13 protein-coding genes are annotated in these 14,459 nt (G+C 60.8%); 8 read left to right on the forward strand and 5 right to left on the reverse strand.

What is annotated here, in order from left to right; translation table 11 throughout:
- Positions 1-1,464, reverse strand: coding sequence for an IMP dehydrogenase (gene guaB / locus CHR90_RS09755; RefSeq protein ID WP_094408816.1), 1,464 nt, complete (start codon positions 1,462-1,464; stop codon positions 1-3).
- Positions 1,465-1,812: 348 nt separating this feature from the next.
- Between guaB and CHR90_RS09760 the strand changes: the two genes are divergently transcribed.
- Positions 1,813-3,813, forward strand: a complete 2,001-nt coding sequence (locus CHR90_RS09760) for a methyl-accepting chemotaxis protein (RefSeq protein ID WP_094408817.1) — start codon at positions 1,813-1,815, stop codon at positions 3,811-3,813.
- A 61-nt stretch (positions 3,814-3,874) separates the two neighbouring features.
- Here the strand turns inward: CHR90_RS09760 and CHR90_RS09765 are convergent, their stop codons facing one another.
- Positions 3,875-4,600 (reverse strand): RlmE family RNA methyltransferase, encoded by a 726-nt coding sequence (locus CHR90_RS09765; RefSeq protein ID WP_094408818.1) that lies wholly within the window; start codon positions 4,598-4,600, stop codon positions 3,875-3,877.
- Positions 4,601-4,607: 7 nt separating this feature from the next.
- Positions 4,608-5,576: a Ppx/GppA phosphatase family protein gene (locus CHR90_RS09770; protein WP_229671458.1), complete on the reverse strand. Its 969-nt coding sequence runs from the start codon at positions 5,574-5,576 to the stop codon at positions 4,608-4,610.
- A 253-nt stretch (positions 5,577-5,829) separates the two neighbouring features.
- Here CHR90_RS09770 and CHR90_RS09775 point away from each other — a divergent pair, with 253 nt between their 5' ends.
- The 4 genes from CHR90_RS09775 to panB are packed head-to-tail and all read left to right on the forward strand — an operon-like array spanning position 5,830 to position 9,155.
- Complete coding sequence (locus CHR90_RS09775) at positions 5,830-6,759, forward strand: YicC/YloC family endoribonuclease (protein ID WP_212668665.1); 930 nt, start codon at positions 5,830-5,832, stop codon at positions 6,757-6,759.
- Between the two features lie 10 nt (positions 6,760-6,769).
- Positions 6,770-7,432 (forward strand): guanylate kinase, encoded by a 663-nt coding sequence (gene gmk, locus CHR90_RS09780; RefSeq protein WP_094408820.1) that lies wholly within the window; start codon positions 6,770-6,772, stop codon positions 7,430-7,432.
- Between the two features lie 25 nt (positions 7,433-7,457).
- Positions 7,458-8,333 (forward strand): pantoate--beta-alanine ligase, encoded by an 876-nt coding sequence (panC, locus tag CHR90_RS09785; protein WP_094408821.1) that lies wholly within the window; start codon positions 7,458-7,460, stop codon positions 8,331-8,333.
- The gene (gene panB / locus CHR90_RS09790; protein ID WP_094408822.1) at positions 8,334-9,155 is read left to right on the forward strand and encodes a 3-methyl-2-oxobutanoate hydroxymethyltransferase; all 822 of its coding nucleotides are present in this window, start codon (positions 8,334-8,336) and stop codon (positions 9,153-9,155) included.
- On the opposite strand, the gene rsmA is transcribed toward panB, so the two are convergent.
- Entirely contained in the window at positions 9,152-10,012 is an 861-nt protein-coding gene (gene rsmA, locus CHR90_RS09795; protein ID WP_229671457.1) for a 16S rRNA (adenine(1518)-N(6)/adenine(1519)-N(6))-dimethyltransferase RsmA, read from the reverse strand. The two genes, panB and rsmA, sit on opposite strands and share 4 nt — an antisense overlap.
- Positions 10,009-10,974 carry a peptidylprolyl isomerase gene (locus CHR90_RS09800; RefSeq protein ID WP_170941366.1) on the reverse strand — a complete coding sequence of 322 codons (966 nt, stop codon included), beginning with the start codon at positions 10,972-10,974 and terminating at the stop codon, positions 10,009-10,011. The genes rsmA and CHR90_RS09800 overlap by 4 nt, the downstream gene beginning before the upstream one ends.
- Positions 10,975-11,173: 199 nt before the next feature.
- Here CHR90_RS09800 and CHR90_RS09805 point away from each other — a divergent pair, with 199 nt between their 5' ends.
- From CHR90_RS09805 to CHR90_RS19215, 3 genes are read left to right on the forward strand one after another with little or no spacing between them, the layout of a single operon-like run.
- A complete protein-coding gene (locus tag CHR90_RS09805; RefSeq protein WP_094408824.1) occupies positions 11,174-12,661 on the forward strand; it encodes a leucyl aminopeptidase in 1,488 nt (495 codons plus the stop codon).
- A gap of 14 nt (positions 12,662-12,675) precedes the next feature.
- Entirely contained in the window at positions 12,676-13,137 is a 462-nt protein-coding gene (locus CHR90_RS09810) for a DNA polymerase III subunit chi (RefSeq protein WP_094408825.1), read from the forward strand.
- A 25-nt stretch (positions 13,138-13,162) separates the two neighbouring features.
- Positions 13,163-14,419: a hypothetical protein gene (locus CHR90_RS19215; protein ID WP_141210918.1), complete on the forward strand. Its 1,257-nt coding sequence runs from the start codon at positions 13,163-13,165 to the stop codon at positions 14,417-14,419.
- The last annotated feature ends 40 nt before the right edge of the window (positions 14,420-14,459 follow it).

Genomic DNA, 14,459 nt, shown 5'->3' on the forward strand with positions numbered 1-14,459 from the left:
TTAATTGCCCTGACGGTAGTTCGGCGCTTCGCGCATAATGCCGACGCCATGAACGTGGGATTCACGCAGGCCAGCGTTGGTAATGCGCACAAAGCGGCAGTTGCGCTGCATATCGGCGATGGTGGCATTGCCGGTATAGCCCATCGCCGCCCGCAGACCGCCGACGAGTTGATGGACGACCGGGTGCAGCGGCCCCTTATGCGGCACGCGGCCTTCGATACCTTCCGGTACCAGTTTCAGCGTATCGTTCACTTCCGCTTGGAAGTAACGATCCGCCGACCCGCGCGCCATCGCGCCGACCGATCCCATGCCGCGATAGGATTTATACGAGCGGCCTTCGTAAAGGAAGACTTCCCCCGGGCTTTCATCCGTCCCGGCGAAGAGCGAGCCGATCATGGCGCAATCGGCCCCGGCGGCAATCGCCTTAGCCAAATCGCCGGAAAACTTAATCCCGCCATCGGCGATGACCGGAATGCCGTGCTTGCGGCAGGCTTCGACGCAATCGAGAACCGCCGTTAGCTGGGGCACACCCACGCCCGCGACGATGCGGGTGGTGCAGATCGACCCCGGCCCGATACCGACTTTAACGGCATCGGCGCCCGCATCCATCAGCGCGCGAGCGGCATCGGCGGTGGCAACGTTCCCGGCCATGATCTGCGTGGAATTCGACAGATGGCGTACCCGGCGCACCGTATCGAGCACCCGTTCCGAATGGCCGTGGGCGGTATCGACGACCAGAAGATCAACCTCGGCATCGAAGAGGGCCGCGGCGCGTTCAACGCCATCATCGCCCGTGCCGGTCGCGGCGCCGGTGCGCAGGCGGCCCTTCAGATCTTTCACCGCGTTCGGGAACTTCTGCGCCTTTTCAATGTCTTTGACCGTGATGAGGCCGATGCAGCGGTAGTCTTCATCGACCACCAGCAGCTTTTCGATGCGGTGTTGGTGCAACAAGCGCTTCGCTTCATCCTTGGTCACGCCTTCGCGCACCGTGATCAGCTTTTCCTTGGTCATCAACTCGGAGACCGGCTGATTGGCATTGGTCGCGAAGCGCACGTCGCGGTTGGTCAGAACGCCGACCAGCTTGCCGCGCGGCGCATCGACGACGGGAATACCGCTGATCTTGAAATCGGCCATCAGGGCCAGGGCGTCGGCCAGGGTTTGATCGGGGGTGATGGTCACGGGATCGACGACCATGCCGCTTTCGAACTTCTTCACCTGGCGCACTTCGGCAGCCTGACGGTCCAGCGACATATTTCGGTGAATGATGCCCATGCCGCCCATCTGGGCCATTGCGATGGCGAGTGCGCTTTCCGTCACCGTATCCATAGCAGCGGAGAGCAAGGGGATGCCCAGCCGGATTTCCTTGGTTACCCGCGTCGAGGTATCGACCTGCGCCGGCATCACCGCCGAGGCAGCGGGTTCCAAGAGAACATCATCGAAAGTAAAGGCATCGCGCACGATCATGGCAGGGCGGCTCCATCTCACCTGATACGGTCCGGCCAAACCGCCCCTGTCTTTGCGCTGCTACGAACCCCAAGGGATAGGGGGGTGCGCCGGTGCTGCATAATACATATTGCGCCTTCGCTGCCAAGCCCTTGTGTTATGCGGCTACAGAGGCAGTCCCATGCACCCACGGCACCGGATTGTCGGGCAGCCGTTTCCCCGGACATACTCTGTGTAATTTATGAAACATTTGATTGTTGCATAGACAAGTATGGGCCGTCCCCGTATGATCCCGCTCCAAAAGTGGGGGGCTGTCGTCGCAGACCATAACGGTTACTGCGACCCAATGACGTATTGGGAACGAGTCCTATGAAGATCTTCGATAAAATTGCCCTGAGCCGCAAGATTGGTTTGATTGTTACGGTTTTACTCGTACCGATTGTCTATCTCGCTTATCTGCTCGTTTCCGCCAATATGATCCAAATCCGTTTCGGTCAGGCAGAAATGGTCGGCACGGAATATTTGCGCCCGGTCCAAAAAGCGTTGGTCGCGACTTTACAGCAAAGCCGGGGGGCGGTGCCGGTTGGGGCCGAGCACGCTCAGGCGCTGACGGCAATCGAAGCCAAGCTAGGCAGCGCCCGTGCTGGGGTTGATCTGCAAAGCGGCGATGTTGCAAAGGCCGCCGTTCAGGCTTTGCAAGCGGCAAGCAACAGCAAAGACCGCGCCTCGGCGCTGAAGGCGATGAATGCCTTGCGCGATCTTACGGTGCGGGTCGGCGACCATTCCAACCTCATCCTCGACCCCGATCTCGACAGCTATTACACGATGGATATCGTGCTGCTGCGCCTGCCCGATCTCGTCTCCTGCGTGGCCGAACTCGAGGCGGCCCTGCGCGCCGGGGCAACCTCTGGCCTGACGGCGGCGGAACAGGCCGATATTCTGGTCGCAAAGGGTGCAATGCAAGCGACGCTCGATGGTATCGCCGCCTCTGTCAGCCTCGGGTATCGCGGCAATGGCAGCGGTGACCTCAAACGCTGGATCGATACGGATATGCAGGCGCTGCTAACTGCAGGCGCGGCGCTGATCAAGGCCGCCGAGGCCCGCGCGGGCGGCCAGTCGGTCACCGGGGTCGATACGATGTTGGCGGGCATGGAACAAGGGCTGACGAAAGCTTATGATGCTGCCTCTAAAGCCCTTGAAAACCTTCTGATTATTCGGATCGACGGCTTCTATCAGGCGATGACGATTAGCCTTGTGATCGTTGCCATCATCGTCCTGCTGGCCGTTACCCTATCGCTCATCATCGGCCGGTCGGTCAGCGGTCCGCTCCTGCGCCTGACGGGGCAGATGGAGAGCCTGATAACCGGCAGTACCGACATTGAAATCCGCTACCAGAAGCGGACGGACGAGGTTGGCATCATCGCAAAGGCGGTGGAATTCTTCCGTCAAGCGCTGGTCGAACGCGGGCGGCTGGAAGCCGAACAACGGCAGCGTATGGAGGCCGATCTCGCCCTTGCCGAACGCCGGGTGGAGGCGGTGAACGAGTTCCGCGCCGACCTGTCGCAGGTGATCGCCGCCGTTAGCGCGGCGGTGGGCCGGATGCGCCATTCGTCCGAAGAACTCTCAGGCGTGGTGGCCGCCACCAATCAAAGCTGTGTGGCGATGGCCACTTCCTCCGATCAGACCTTGCAGACGGTGCAGATGATGGCCGCCGCGACGGACGAGTTGACGAGCTCCATCGCCGAAATTGGTCGTCAGGTCGAAAGCAGCACCGGCATCTCGCGCAAAGCCGCTGAAGAGGTGCAATCGGCGGATAAGACCCTGCACGCGCTAGAAAGCGCAATGGCCCAGATCGGCGAAATCGTGACGCTGATCCAAGCGATTGCCGCGCAAACCAATCTTCTGGCGCTGAATGCTACCATCGAAGCCGCGCGGGCGGGCGAGGCCGGGAAGGGCTTTGCCGTGGTGGCGACCGAAGTGAAAAACCTCGCCACCCAGACGGCGGGCGCAACGGAAGATATTCAACAGTCGGTCGAAACCATGCGGGCCCTGACCCACGACGTCAGCCGCATCATGGTATCGGTGCGCGATCATGTGTTGGAGACCGATACGCGCATGTCCTCCGTCGCGGTGGCGGTGGAACAGCAGACGGCGGCGACGCGGGATATCGCCCGCAATGTGTCGCACGCCGCAGAAGGCGCAGCCGTCATCGCCGATGCGATCAGCAGCGTCACCGAAGCCTCGGGCCATGCGGCGGAAGCCGCGAACGGAACGTCGGAGCTCTCGACAGCGCTTGAAAGCAGCACCCAAAGCCTGGGCCGGGCGCTGGATAAATTCACGCAGCGCCTTGCGGCGGTTGGCGAAAACTAAAGACGTCGCAAGATCGCATTGGCAAAGGCCCCGACGGAAACCCTCAGGGCCTTTTGTCTACTTAATCAGCGCGCCGGAAGCCGGTCGCGACCACATACATCTCGCTCGAGTCCGCCCGAGAGGCTGAGGGTTTAGCGTGACGGACGATCGCGAAATGCTTTTTCAGCGGATCGAGCAAATCTTTCTCCGACCCGCCTTGGAATACCTTCGCTACGAAAGCTCCGCCCGGTTCTAACACTTCCAGGGCGAACATCAGTGCGGTTTCGGCGAGGGCAATGACGCGCAGATGGTCCGTCTTAGCGTGGCCTGTCGTCGGGGCGGCCATATCGCTCATTACGACATCGGCCCCACCACCCAGCAAAGCGCGCAACTGATCGGGGGCATCGGGCGCCAGAAAATCCGCTTGAATGAGATCAGCGCCAGGGATCGGCTCCATCGGCAGGATATCGAGACCGACGACGCGCCCGCGCCCCTTGTCGGACCCAACGCGGGCAATCGCCACCTGGGTCCAACCGCCAGGGGCGGCACCGAGATCGACGACGCGCTTACCCGGGCCAAGCAGCTTAAACTTCTCGTCCAACTGCACCAGCTTGAACGCGGCGCGCGACCGATACCCAAGCCGCTTGGCTTCGGCGACATAGGGATCGTTCAACTGCCGTTGCAGCCAGAGGGTGGAGGACAGTGACCGTTTATGCGCCGTTTTCACCCGCACGGTCTGTTGCCGCCGCCCGCCGCCCCCGTCGCCGCTATTGCCGGAACCGCCGCCGGATTTTCCCCGCTGGGTCATAGTTACCTTACTCCGATTGAGGCGTGGCCGGGGCCAATTGCGGTGCCGGAACGCCCATCAAACCAAATAGAATGCCTTCGCGGACGCCGCGGTCGCCGATGCGTAGCGATGGGATCGCCCATTGCGTCCGCATTGCATCGATAATGGCACAGCCTGCGATCACCAAATCGGCCCGTGCCCGCCCGATGCAGGGATGCGACAGGCGCGCCTCCTCGCTCATACGGCGGATTCGGTCGGAGACGCTGGCAAGATCTTCGGCGCGCAACCGAATGCCATCGACCCGCGCGCGGTCGTAGCGCGGCAGATCGAGGTGAATGCCGGCCAGCGTCGTCACCGTGCCAGACGCGCCAAGCATCTGCACACCGCCAGCCTGAATGGCTGCTGAGATACCATGCGCGGCATCGAACCCCAGCAGCTTTTCGGCAAACACCTGCCGCATGCGGTCATAACCGTGATCGTTGCGCGTCGTATCGCCGTGGGCTTCGGCCAGATTGACGACGCCGAGCGGGATCGAAATCCAGCCCAGCACCAGCGGCGCCTGTCCGGGGCGCACGGCCAGCCAGGTCAGTTCCGTCGAGCCGCCGCCGATGTCAAACATCAGGGCGCGCGGCACGGACGGGTCGAGGAGGGCAGCGCAGCCCGCGAGGGCCAGCAGGGCTTCTTCCTGCGGCGCGATGGTTTCCATTCGCAGACCGAGTTCGGCACTGATCCGTTGCAGGAACAGATGGCCGTTCTCCGCCCGGCGGCAAGCTTCCGTCGCGACGATGCGCACAAAGCGGGGCCGGTAGCGCCGCAGTTTGCGCGCACAGACGGAGAGCGCAGAAACCGTGCGGTCCATCGCCGCGTCCGACAGGCGGCCGGTGGCGGCCAGCCCTTCCCCAAGGCGGACGATGCGGGAAAACGCATCGACGATTTCCAAGGTCGGCGGCGGCGCGCCCGTTCGTTCGGCAGCCACAGCGGCGGTTGAGCCGGGCACGGCAGACCGATACCCATCACGGCGGCGCGCAATGAGCAGACGGCAGTTATTCGTTCCGAGGTCGAGGGCCGCATAAAGGGGCTGGGTCGGCGGTCCCGCGGCGCGCGCGTGCCTCCCCTGGGGTCCGTCAGCGGCCGTCCTCGGCGCAAGGGCAATAGTCATATTAACTGTATAGCGTGCCGATCTTCATTCCGCCAAGGTCTGCACGATCTTAATTGAGGCAGGGCAGGGCGGCGACTATAAGGGGGGCACGATGACGATGCCCCTTCCTTCCGCCGCCGCGCCCTCCGCCGTTGCCAGCATGACCGGCTATGCCCGGCTCGCCGCCGTTGGCTGCCCTACACCGGCGCAGACCGCCACCTGGGAAATCCGGGCAGTGAATGGGCGCGGGCTTGATATTCGCTTTCGGTTACCGCACGGGCTAGATCGGCTGGAAGCCGCGCTGCGCGAGCGCTTGAAGGGGTGCCAGCGCGGCACGATCACCGTCTCGCTCGATCTGCGCGGCAGCGCCCGCGACACGGCGCTGACCATCAACCGCCCGCTGATCGACGAAATCGTCGCCTTACAAAAATCCTTGGGTGCGCTCGTCGATCAGTCACCGCTACGGCTGACCGATCTTCTCGGCGTGCGGGGGGTGATTGAAAGCCAGCAGGCTGAAGCGGCCCCGACCGAACCGGACCCGGCCGAAGATGCGGCTCTCGTCGATCTTTTTGGTAAAGCCGTCGAGCAGTTCGAAGCGATGCGGCGGGCGGAGGGGGCAAAACTTGCGACCATCCTGCACGGTCAGGTGGACACAATCGCCACGATCACCGCCCAGGCCCGCAGTGCCGCGGAAGCCCAAACCCACGGGGTGGCGGAACGGCTGCATACCCGCCTGACGCCGCTGCTGGGCGATACGCCCCCCGTTCCGGCGGAGCGGCTGGCCCAAGAAATCGCCTTGCTGGCGCAAAAATGTGATCCTTCGGAAGAACTGGACCGGCTGGACGCCCATTGCGCCGCTGCGAAAGCCCTGCTGGCCGAAGGCGGCGCCATCGGTCGGCGGCTGGACTTTTTGGCCCAGGAATTCAACCGCGAAGCCAATACGCTGATGTCGAAAGCCGCCGATCTTCTGGTGACACAAACGGGCCTTGCCCTGAAAACCGTGATCGAGCAATTCCGCGAACAGGTTCAAAACGTCGAGTGATCATCCGACCATGATGCAGGCTCCCCAGACCATCGAACGCCGCCGCCGGGGCTTGATGCTGATCCTTTCTTCCCCCTCCGGGGCGGGGAAAACCACCTTGTCGCGCTTGCTGCTCGAACATATGCCGCATCTTCAGATGTCGGTATCGGTCACGACGCGGCAGCGCCGCCCATCCGAAATCTCGGGGCGGGACTATCATTTCATCGACCGGGACGAGTTCGACCGCTACGTCGCTAATGATGATCTGTTGGAACATGCCGAGGTGTACGGCAATTTCTACGGCACGCCGAAAACCCCGGTCATGAAGGCGCTGGCCAGCGGGATGGATGTGCTGTTCGATATCGACTGGCAGGGCACGCAGCAGATGATGCGTAAGGCCCGCCCCGATCTCGTCACTATCTTTATCCTGCCGCCGTCGATGGCTGAACTTGAACGCCGCCTGCGCACCCGCGCCCAGGATTCCGCCGATGTGGTGGCCAAACGCATGGCGAAAGCCCATGACGATGTGTCCCACTGGCGGGAATATGATTATATTCTGGTCAATGACGATATCGAAGCTAGCTTGGTTTCCGTCCGCGCTATCCTGACGGCGGAGCGTTTGAAGCGCGAGCGGCAGACCAGCCTGCCGGATTTCGTGGCCGCCCTTCAGGCCGAACGCCCGCCGAGCGATTGAAGCCGGGTCTTCTAGGGGATTACCGATGCAGATCATCACAACGGTCGCCGCCTTGCGCGATGCCCTGGCAGCCCTGCGCCGGGCGGGCAAATCCGTCGGCTTCGTGCCGACAATGGGCTATCTCCATATCGGACATTTGACGCTAGTGGGACGGGCGCGGGCGGAGAATGACGCCACCATCGTCTCGATCTTCGTCAATCCCCTGCAATTTGGCGCCAACGAGGATTTGGCCAAATATCCGCGCGACTTGGCGCGGGACAGCGCCTTACTGGAGGCGGCGGGCGTCGATCTGCTTTTCGCGCCCGAGGCGGCGGAAATGTATCCGCGTCCGATGGCAACAATCGTCGATGTCCCCGCGCTGGGCAGCCAGCTTGAGGGGGAAGTACGGCCCGGCCATTTTGCCGGGGTGGCGACCGTGGTGACCAAGCTATTCAATCTGGTGCAGCCGCAGCGCGCCTATTTCGGCGAAAAAGATTACCAGCAGGTCACACTGATTAAACGGATGGTCGAGGATCTCGCCCAACCGGTGGCGGTTATCGCTGTGCCGACCGTGCGCGAGGCGGATGGTTTGGCCTGTTCGTCCCGCAACGTCTACCTATCCCCGGCCGAACGGGCGGCGGCGGTGATCGTGCCGAAAACCCTGGCCGAAGCCGAGCGCCTACACGCGGCAGGCTGCACCGATCCTGCCGAGATGGAAGCCCACCTTCGGCGCTTCATCGCAACCGAACCACTGGCCGTGCCGGAAGTGGTCGCCGTGCGCCACCCCGAAACGCTGGAACCCGTGACCAGCCTGCGCGTGGGACCGGCTCTTGTGGCACTTTTCGTGCGGATCGGCACGACGCGGCTGCTCGATAACCGGGTGATTGGCCGCGCAGATACCCTCGGGGCACAGGCTGCCTGAATGAGCCAACCGACCCAGATCAAACGCCGCACCACCACGCAGATCCGCGCGATGAAGGGCGGCACGCCCATCGTCTGCCTAACCGCCTATACAACGCCGGTCGCCCGGCTGCTTGATCCCCATTGCGATGTGCTGCTAGTCGGCGACTCGCTTGGGATGGTGCTGTATGGGCTGGAAACCACCGTCGCCGTTACGCTCGATATGATGATCGCCCACGGTGCCGCCGTGCGGCGAGGGGCTGACCAAGCCTGCGTGATCGTCGATCTGCCGTTCGGCAGCTATCAGGAATCGCCGCAGCAGGCCTTTCGTGCCGCCGTCCGTGTGCTTCAGGAAACCGGCTGCGATGGGGTTAAGCTGGAGGGCGGGGCGGAAATGGCGGAAACCATTGCCTTCCTGACCGCGCGCGGCGTGCCGGTCGTCGGCCATGTTGGGCTGATGCCGCAGATGGTGCATACGGCGGGCGGCTTCCGCTCGGTCGGGCATTCGGAGGCGGAGGAAGCCAAAATCCGCCGCGACGCGATGGCGGTGGCCGAAGCCGGCGCTTTCGCCCTGGTGATTGAGGGCACCGTGGAGCCGCTGGCCCGCGACCTGACCGCCACTCTGCCGATCCCGACCATCGGTATCGGCGCTTCTGCCGCCTGCGACGGGCAGATTCTGGTGTCCGACGATATGCTCGGCCTCTTTAACGCGTTTAAGCCGCGCTTCGTCAAACGCTATGCCGACCTCGGGGCGACCGTATCCTCGGCTGTCGAGACTTACGCCGCCGAGGTCCGCGCGCGGCAGTTTCCTGCCGCCGAGCATACTTTTCAGCCGCGCCGTTAGCGCGGGCCGATCATCCCGGTAAAAACGACCGACAGGCGGCAAAAATCGGCCACGCTGAGTTCTTCCGCCCGCGCGGTCGGCTCGATCCCGGCGTCCGACAGCAGCGCTGCCGTGTCGGTTCCCAGGCTTTTCAGCGATTGGCGCAGCATCTTCCGGCGCTGGCCGAAGGCGGCGGCAGTCAGTTGCTCCAACCGCTCGACCGATCCGCAGTCGGGCCGATCCTTGCGCGGGACGAGTTGCAGCACGCTCGACATAACCTTCGGCGGCGGCGTGAAGGCTTGGGGCGGAATATCGAACAAAATGCCGCTTTGGGCGAAATAGCCGCTCAGCACCGACAGGCGGCCATAGGCATCGTCGCCCGGTGCAGCGGTCAGCCGTTCCGCGACTTCCTTCTGGAACATCAGCGTCAGCGACGCGTAGCGGTCAATCGCGCGCAGCCAAGCGATCACCAAAGGCGTGCCGACATTGTAGGGCAGATTGGCGATAATCCGGTAGGGGGCGGGGCCGAGGGTTGTCGGGTCGAGGTCGAGCGCGTCGGCCTCCACCACCGTCAACCGCCCGCCCGCCATCTCCACTAAGGGGGCGAGGGCGGCGACCATGCGCCGGTCTTTTTCGATGGCGACCACATGCCGCCCGTCTTCCAGCAACAAGGCGCGGGTCAGGCCACCGGGACCGGGGCCGATTTCGATCACGGTCCCCGCGTCCAGCGGCCCGCCCGCCCGGGCGATGCGACGGGTCAGGTTGAGATCGAACAGAAAATGCTGACCAAAGCGCTTATCTGCCGTCAGCCCGGCGGCGGCAACGGTTACGCGCAGGGCGGGCAGGCGCTCAATGGCCTCGATAATCGGGTCGGTCACAGGCGAATATCGATCGTCGCAGCTTGGCGAACGTCGCGCAGGGCGCGGCGGCTTTCGGCTTCGATCCGTTCGTTCAGCAAACGGGCGCGCGCTTCATCGCGGGTCAGGCTGGTCGTAGCCGTGCGCTTTTCGCGGAGCAGCAGCATATGCAGCCCCGAGACAGTGCGCACCGGCGGGCTAACTTGCCCCGGCTGCATTGCCTCAAGCGCGCTCAGCAAGACTGGATCGATCTGCCCGGTACGCACCCAGCCAAGATCGCCGCCGGTCGTTGCCGAGGCGGAGTTGGAATATTGCTGGGCAACGGCGGAAAACCGCTGGCCGCCGTTAAGCTGGCGGGTGATTTCTTCGACCAACCGCGTTGCCCCGGCTTCACCGCCCGCCGAGTCGAAGGAGATAAAAATATCGGCGGCGAGATATTCCTGCTGGCCCTGCGAGGCCTTCGCTTCGGCGACCACTTGATCGATCTCGTCGTCGGAAATCGGGCGGGTCACCCGGACGCGCTGACGGTTCAAAATTTCCCACCCCAGGCGGGCGCGGATCTGTTCCATCAGGGTATCCGGCGATAGGCCCGCCGTTTCCACATCTTTCAGCAGCGACCCTTTGGGCCGGTTATTCGCTTCTTCGAGGGCCGTCAGATAGCCCTTCACTTCCTCATCCTGAACGCTGATGCCGCGCCGCTTGATTTCTTGCAGCATCAACCGCTCGTCGATCATCTGGCGCAGCATGAGGCGGAAGAGGCGGGAGCGCGCCTCGTCGCTCACCTGCTGCCCCATACCGATGATGATCTGGAAATCGGTGCGTTGCAAAACGTCATAAACCGAGATGATGTCGTCGTTCACAACAGCGGCGATGCGCAGCATTTCCTGCGCCTGGGCGGATTTCGGCGCGATTACACCGTTGAACCCTACCGGCGCAACCGCCAGCAGCGCTGCCAAAACCGAAGACGTTACCAAGCGGGCCATGCCGACCATCTCTCCCAACTCGTCCTTAAGCAGCGCAACGCACGTTAGGACAAAACAATTTCGCGGACCTTGCCCCATTTGCCCGGCGGCAGCAAGAGAGGCTGCGCATTGGCAACGGCGTTAAGGGCGGATATGGTGACGGAATGGGCAGGTAACCCTTCGGACTGCCCCCGCTTTTGCAGATGGAAAGACTGATCCCATGAAAATCTCTTTCGGCGATCTCGACCTTGCCAAAAAAGGCACCCTGGTCGTCACGGTTGCGGAAGACCGTGCGTTTTTAGCGTCCGCCGCTCAGGTTGATAGCCAAGCGGGCGGCGCGCTCAGCCGGGCCGCGAGCGCCAGCCGCTTTACCGGCAAGTTCGGGCAAACGCTTGAAATCCTTGCCCCGGCGGGGCTGGACGCGGGCCGGGTGATCCTCCTCGGTCTCGGCAAGCTCGCCGATCTCACCGAAGCCAAGGCCGAAAGCCTGGGGGCGACCGTCTATGCCGCCGTCGCCACGCAGCCGGAAACCCATCTGTCGGTCGCCCTCGATCCGCTGACCGGCGATCTGACCGCCGCCACCTTCGCCGCGCGCCTTGCCCATGGGCTGCACCTGCGCACCTACCGCTTCGATAAATATCTGACGAAGCAGAAGGCCGAAGATAAGCCGACGCTGGAAAAAGTGGCGGTGTTGCTGGCCGATCATGCCGCCGCCAAAAAGGCCTATGGCGATCTCGCAGCGCTGGCCGAAGCCGTCTTTTATGCCCGCGATCTGGTGACGGAGCCGGGGAATATCCTCAACCCCGAAACCTATGCCGACCGGCTGAAAGACCTTTCCAAGCAAGGGCTTGAGGTCGAAGTCCTCACCGTGAAGGACATGAAGAAGCTGGGCATGGGTTCGCTGCTCGGCGTCGGCCAAGGCTCCAATTCCGAATCGCGCGTCGTCATCCTGCGCTGGAACGGCGGCAAGGACGGCGCCGCCCCGGTTGCCTTCGTCGGCAAGGGCGTGACCTTCGACTCGGGCGGGCTGTCGCTGAAGCCCGCGAAATCGATGGAAGATATGAAGTGGGACATGGGCGGTTCGGCGGCGGTCGTCGGCACGCTGCTGGCGCTGGCGGGCCGCAAGGCCAAGGTTAATGCCGTTGGCGTTGTCGGCCTTGTCGAAAACATGCCCTCGGCCACGGCGCAGCGGCCGGGCGACGTCGTGACGTCGATGAGCGGCCAGACCATCGAAGTGCTGAACACCGACGCGGAAGGTCGCCTCGTGCTCGCCGATGTGCTGTGGTACACGCAGGACCGCTTCAAGCCGGTGGCGATGATCAACCTCGCCACCCTGACCGGTGCCATCATCATTGCCCTGGGGCATGAGCACGCCGGGCTGTTCTCCAACAATGATGCCCTGTCGGATGCGATCCTCGCCGCCGGTAAAGACACGGGCGAAACCCTGTGGCGCATGCCGCTGGGCGAGGCCTATGACGCGCTGCTGAAATCCCCCATCGCCGATATGAAGAACATCGGCGACGGCAGTGCAGGTAGCGCGGTGGCCGCCGTCTTCCTGCAACGCTTTGTGAATGACGTGCCCTGGGCGCATCTCGACATCGCGGGCGTGGCCTGGTCGGGCAAGGATAAGGGCGTGGTGCCGAAGGGCGCGACCGGCTGGGGCGTGCGCCTGCTCGACCAGCTTGTAAAGTCCAAGTACGAAGCCTAAGGCCCGCCGCCGCCATGACCGATTGGAGCTTCTATCACCTCACGCGCTCGCCGCTGGAGGTGGCTTTACCGAAGCTCTTAGAACGGGTTGTGGCGGCAAACCTGCGCGCCGTGGTGTTGTTCGGGTCGGAGGAGCGAGTAGAAGCCTTCAACGCGCTCCTCTGGACCTATGAAAGCGCCAGTTTTCTGCCGCACGGCACGGTGAAGGAAGGCATGGCCGCCCGCCAACCGATCTGGCTGACTGCCGAAGACGAAAACCCCAACCGCGCCGATGTGGCCGTGCTGACGGAAGGCGTCAGCGTCGCCAACCCCGGCGGCTTTACCCGCATCCTGGATATTTTCAACGGCCGCGACGAACTGGCGGTGGCCGCCGCGCGCCTGCGCTACAAAGAAGCGAAGACGGCGGGGCATTGGCTGAAGTATTATCAGCAGACCGAGCGGGGCTGGACGCTGGCGCATGAGGCGAGGGCAGAGTAAGTTTTGCGGCTAAAGGAGAGATTTTATGACGGTAGATTTTTCGCAAACCTTGAGCGAATTAAAAAATATTCAAAATTTATTATCAAATTATCCAAATAAGAATCAGATGATTTCTTTTCAGGGGGTTGATTTTTCCATTCAAGATGTTTCGATTTTTATCGAAAAAACCAAGGATGATATTGAAAGTGTATCAATAAATTCTATTAATGCTGCCGAATTTAAAATGGAAGAGTTGAAATTATCGGTATGCTTTATGAAAATAAATAAGTCTTTTCATCTTTTTAGGAATAATGGTATAAATAATACACACAATCAAATATCAGATTTATTTGAAAGCCTGCATTCTATAAAACAGTTTTCTGACAAAATGATAAAAACTCATAAAGATTATCTATTCTCTAAAACAAATCCAGATTTAGAGTCGGAAAAAAATAGATATGAGGATTTCATTAATGAAGTAAATGAAATATTAAGAGAAATCCGAGAAAATAGAGTAAATATAACTCGAATATTATCCGATTCAGAGATACTGTCTGATAAAAATCGGGAAATTCATCAAATAATACAAAAATCATTATTAGACATACAGGGTCATGAAAGAGAGGTAAGCACGGCAAAAATAACTACGTTAAGCTCTGCATCCGACGCTCAATCGGCATTAAGTTCAATTCACAAAGTAATTGATGACTTGAATCAATCCATAATAATTAAGGATAATTTATTCCAAGAATTTAATAGCATACGGGATGATGTCTCAATATTGCTTGAAAATGCAAATAAAATTGGTTTGGCGCGATCATTTAGTCAGCGGAAAAAAGATCTTTTTATATCAAGCTGGCTCTGGCTTTCTATGTTTGTATTAGGAGTTGGTGGGCTTTTAGCACTTGGGATATACTACATACTTCCTCTTCTGGGAGTATCGTCCCCTGATCCGACAGCTGTTGCAACCCGTTTCCTTATTGGCGCTCCTCTGGTTTGGCTGACATGGTTCGGAGCCCGACAGTACGGCCATAACCTTCGAATGCGTGAGGATTATGCGTTCAAAGAGGCTACCGCGATGGCTTTCGTCGGATACCGCAATGAAATGAGCCAAGATGCTGATATGCTAAAGCTTCTTCAGGAATCAGCAATCAGAAATTTTGCCTCCAGTCCTTTAGAGGCCATTTCCAAAAAGGACGAAGTAGCCTCACCAATTCATGATCTTTTAGAGAAATCACTCTCCAAACTTGAACCAAAGCAATTAGTTGATGCAATCATCACACTGACAAAAAAAGATAAATAATCACATTGCTCTCCTTGCCCGCAGAAACCGCGCTGCGGCA

It is taken from the genome of Elstera cyanobacteriorum (genome assembly GCF_002251735.1).
GTDB lineage: Bacteria > Pseudomonadota > Alphaproteobacteria > Elsterales > Elsteraceae > Elstera > Elstera cyanobacteriorum.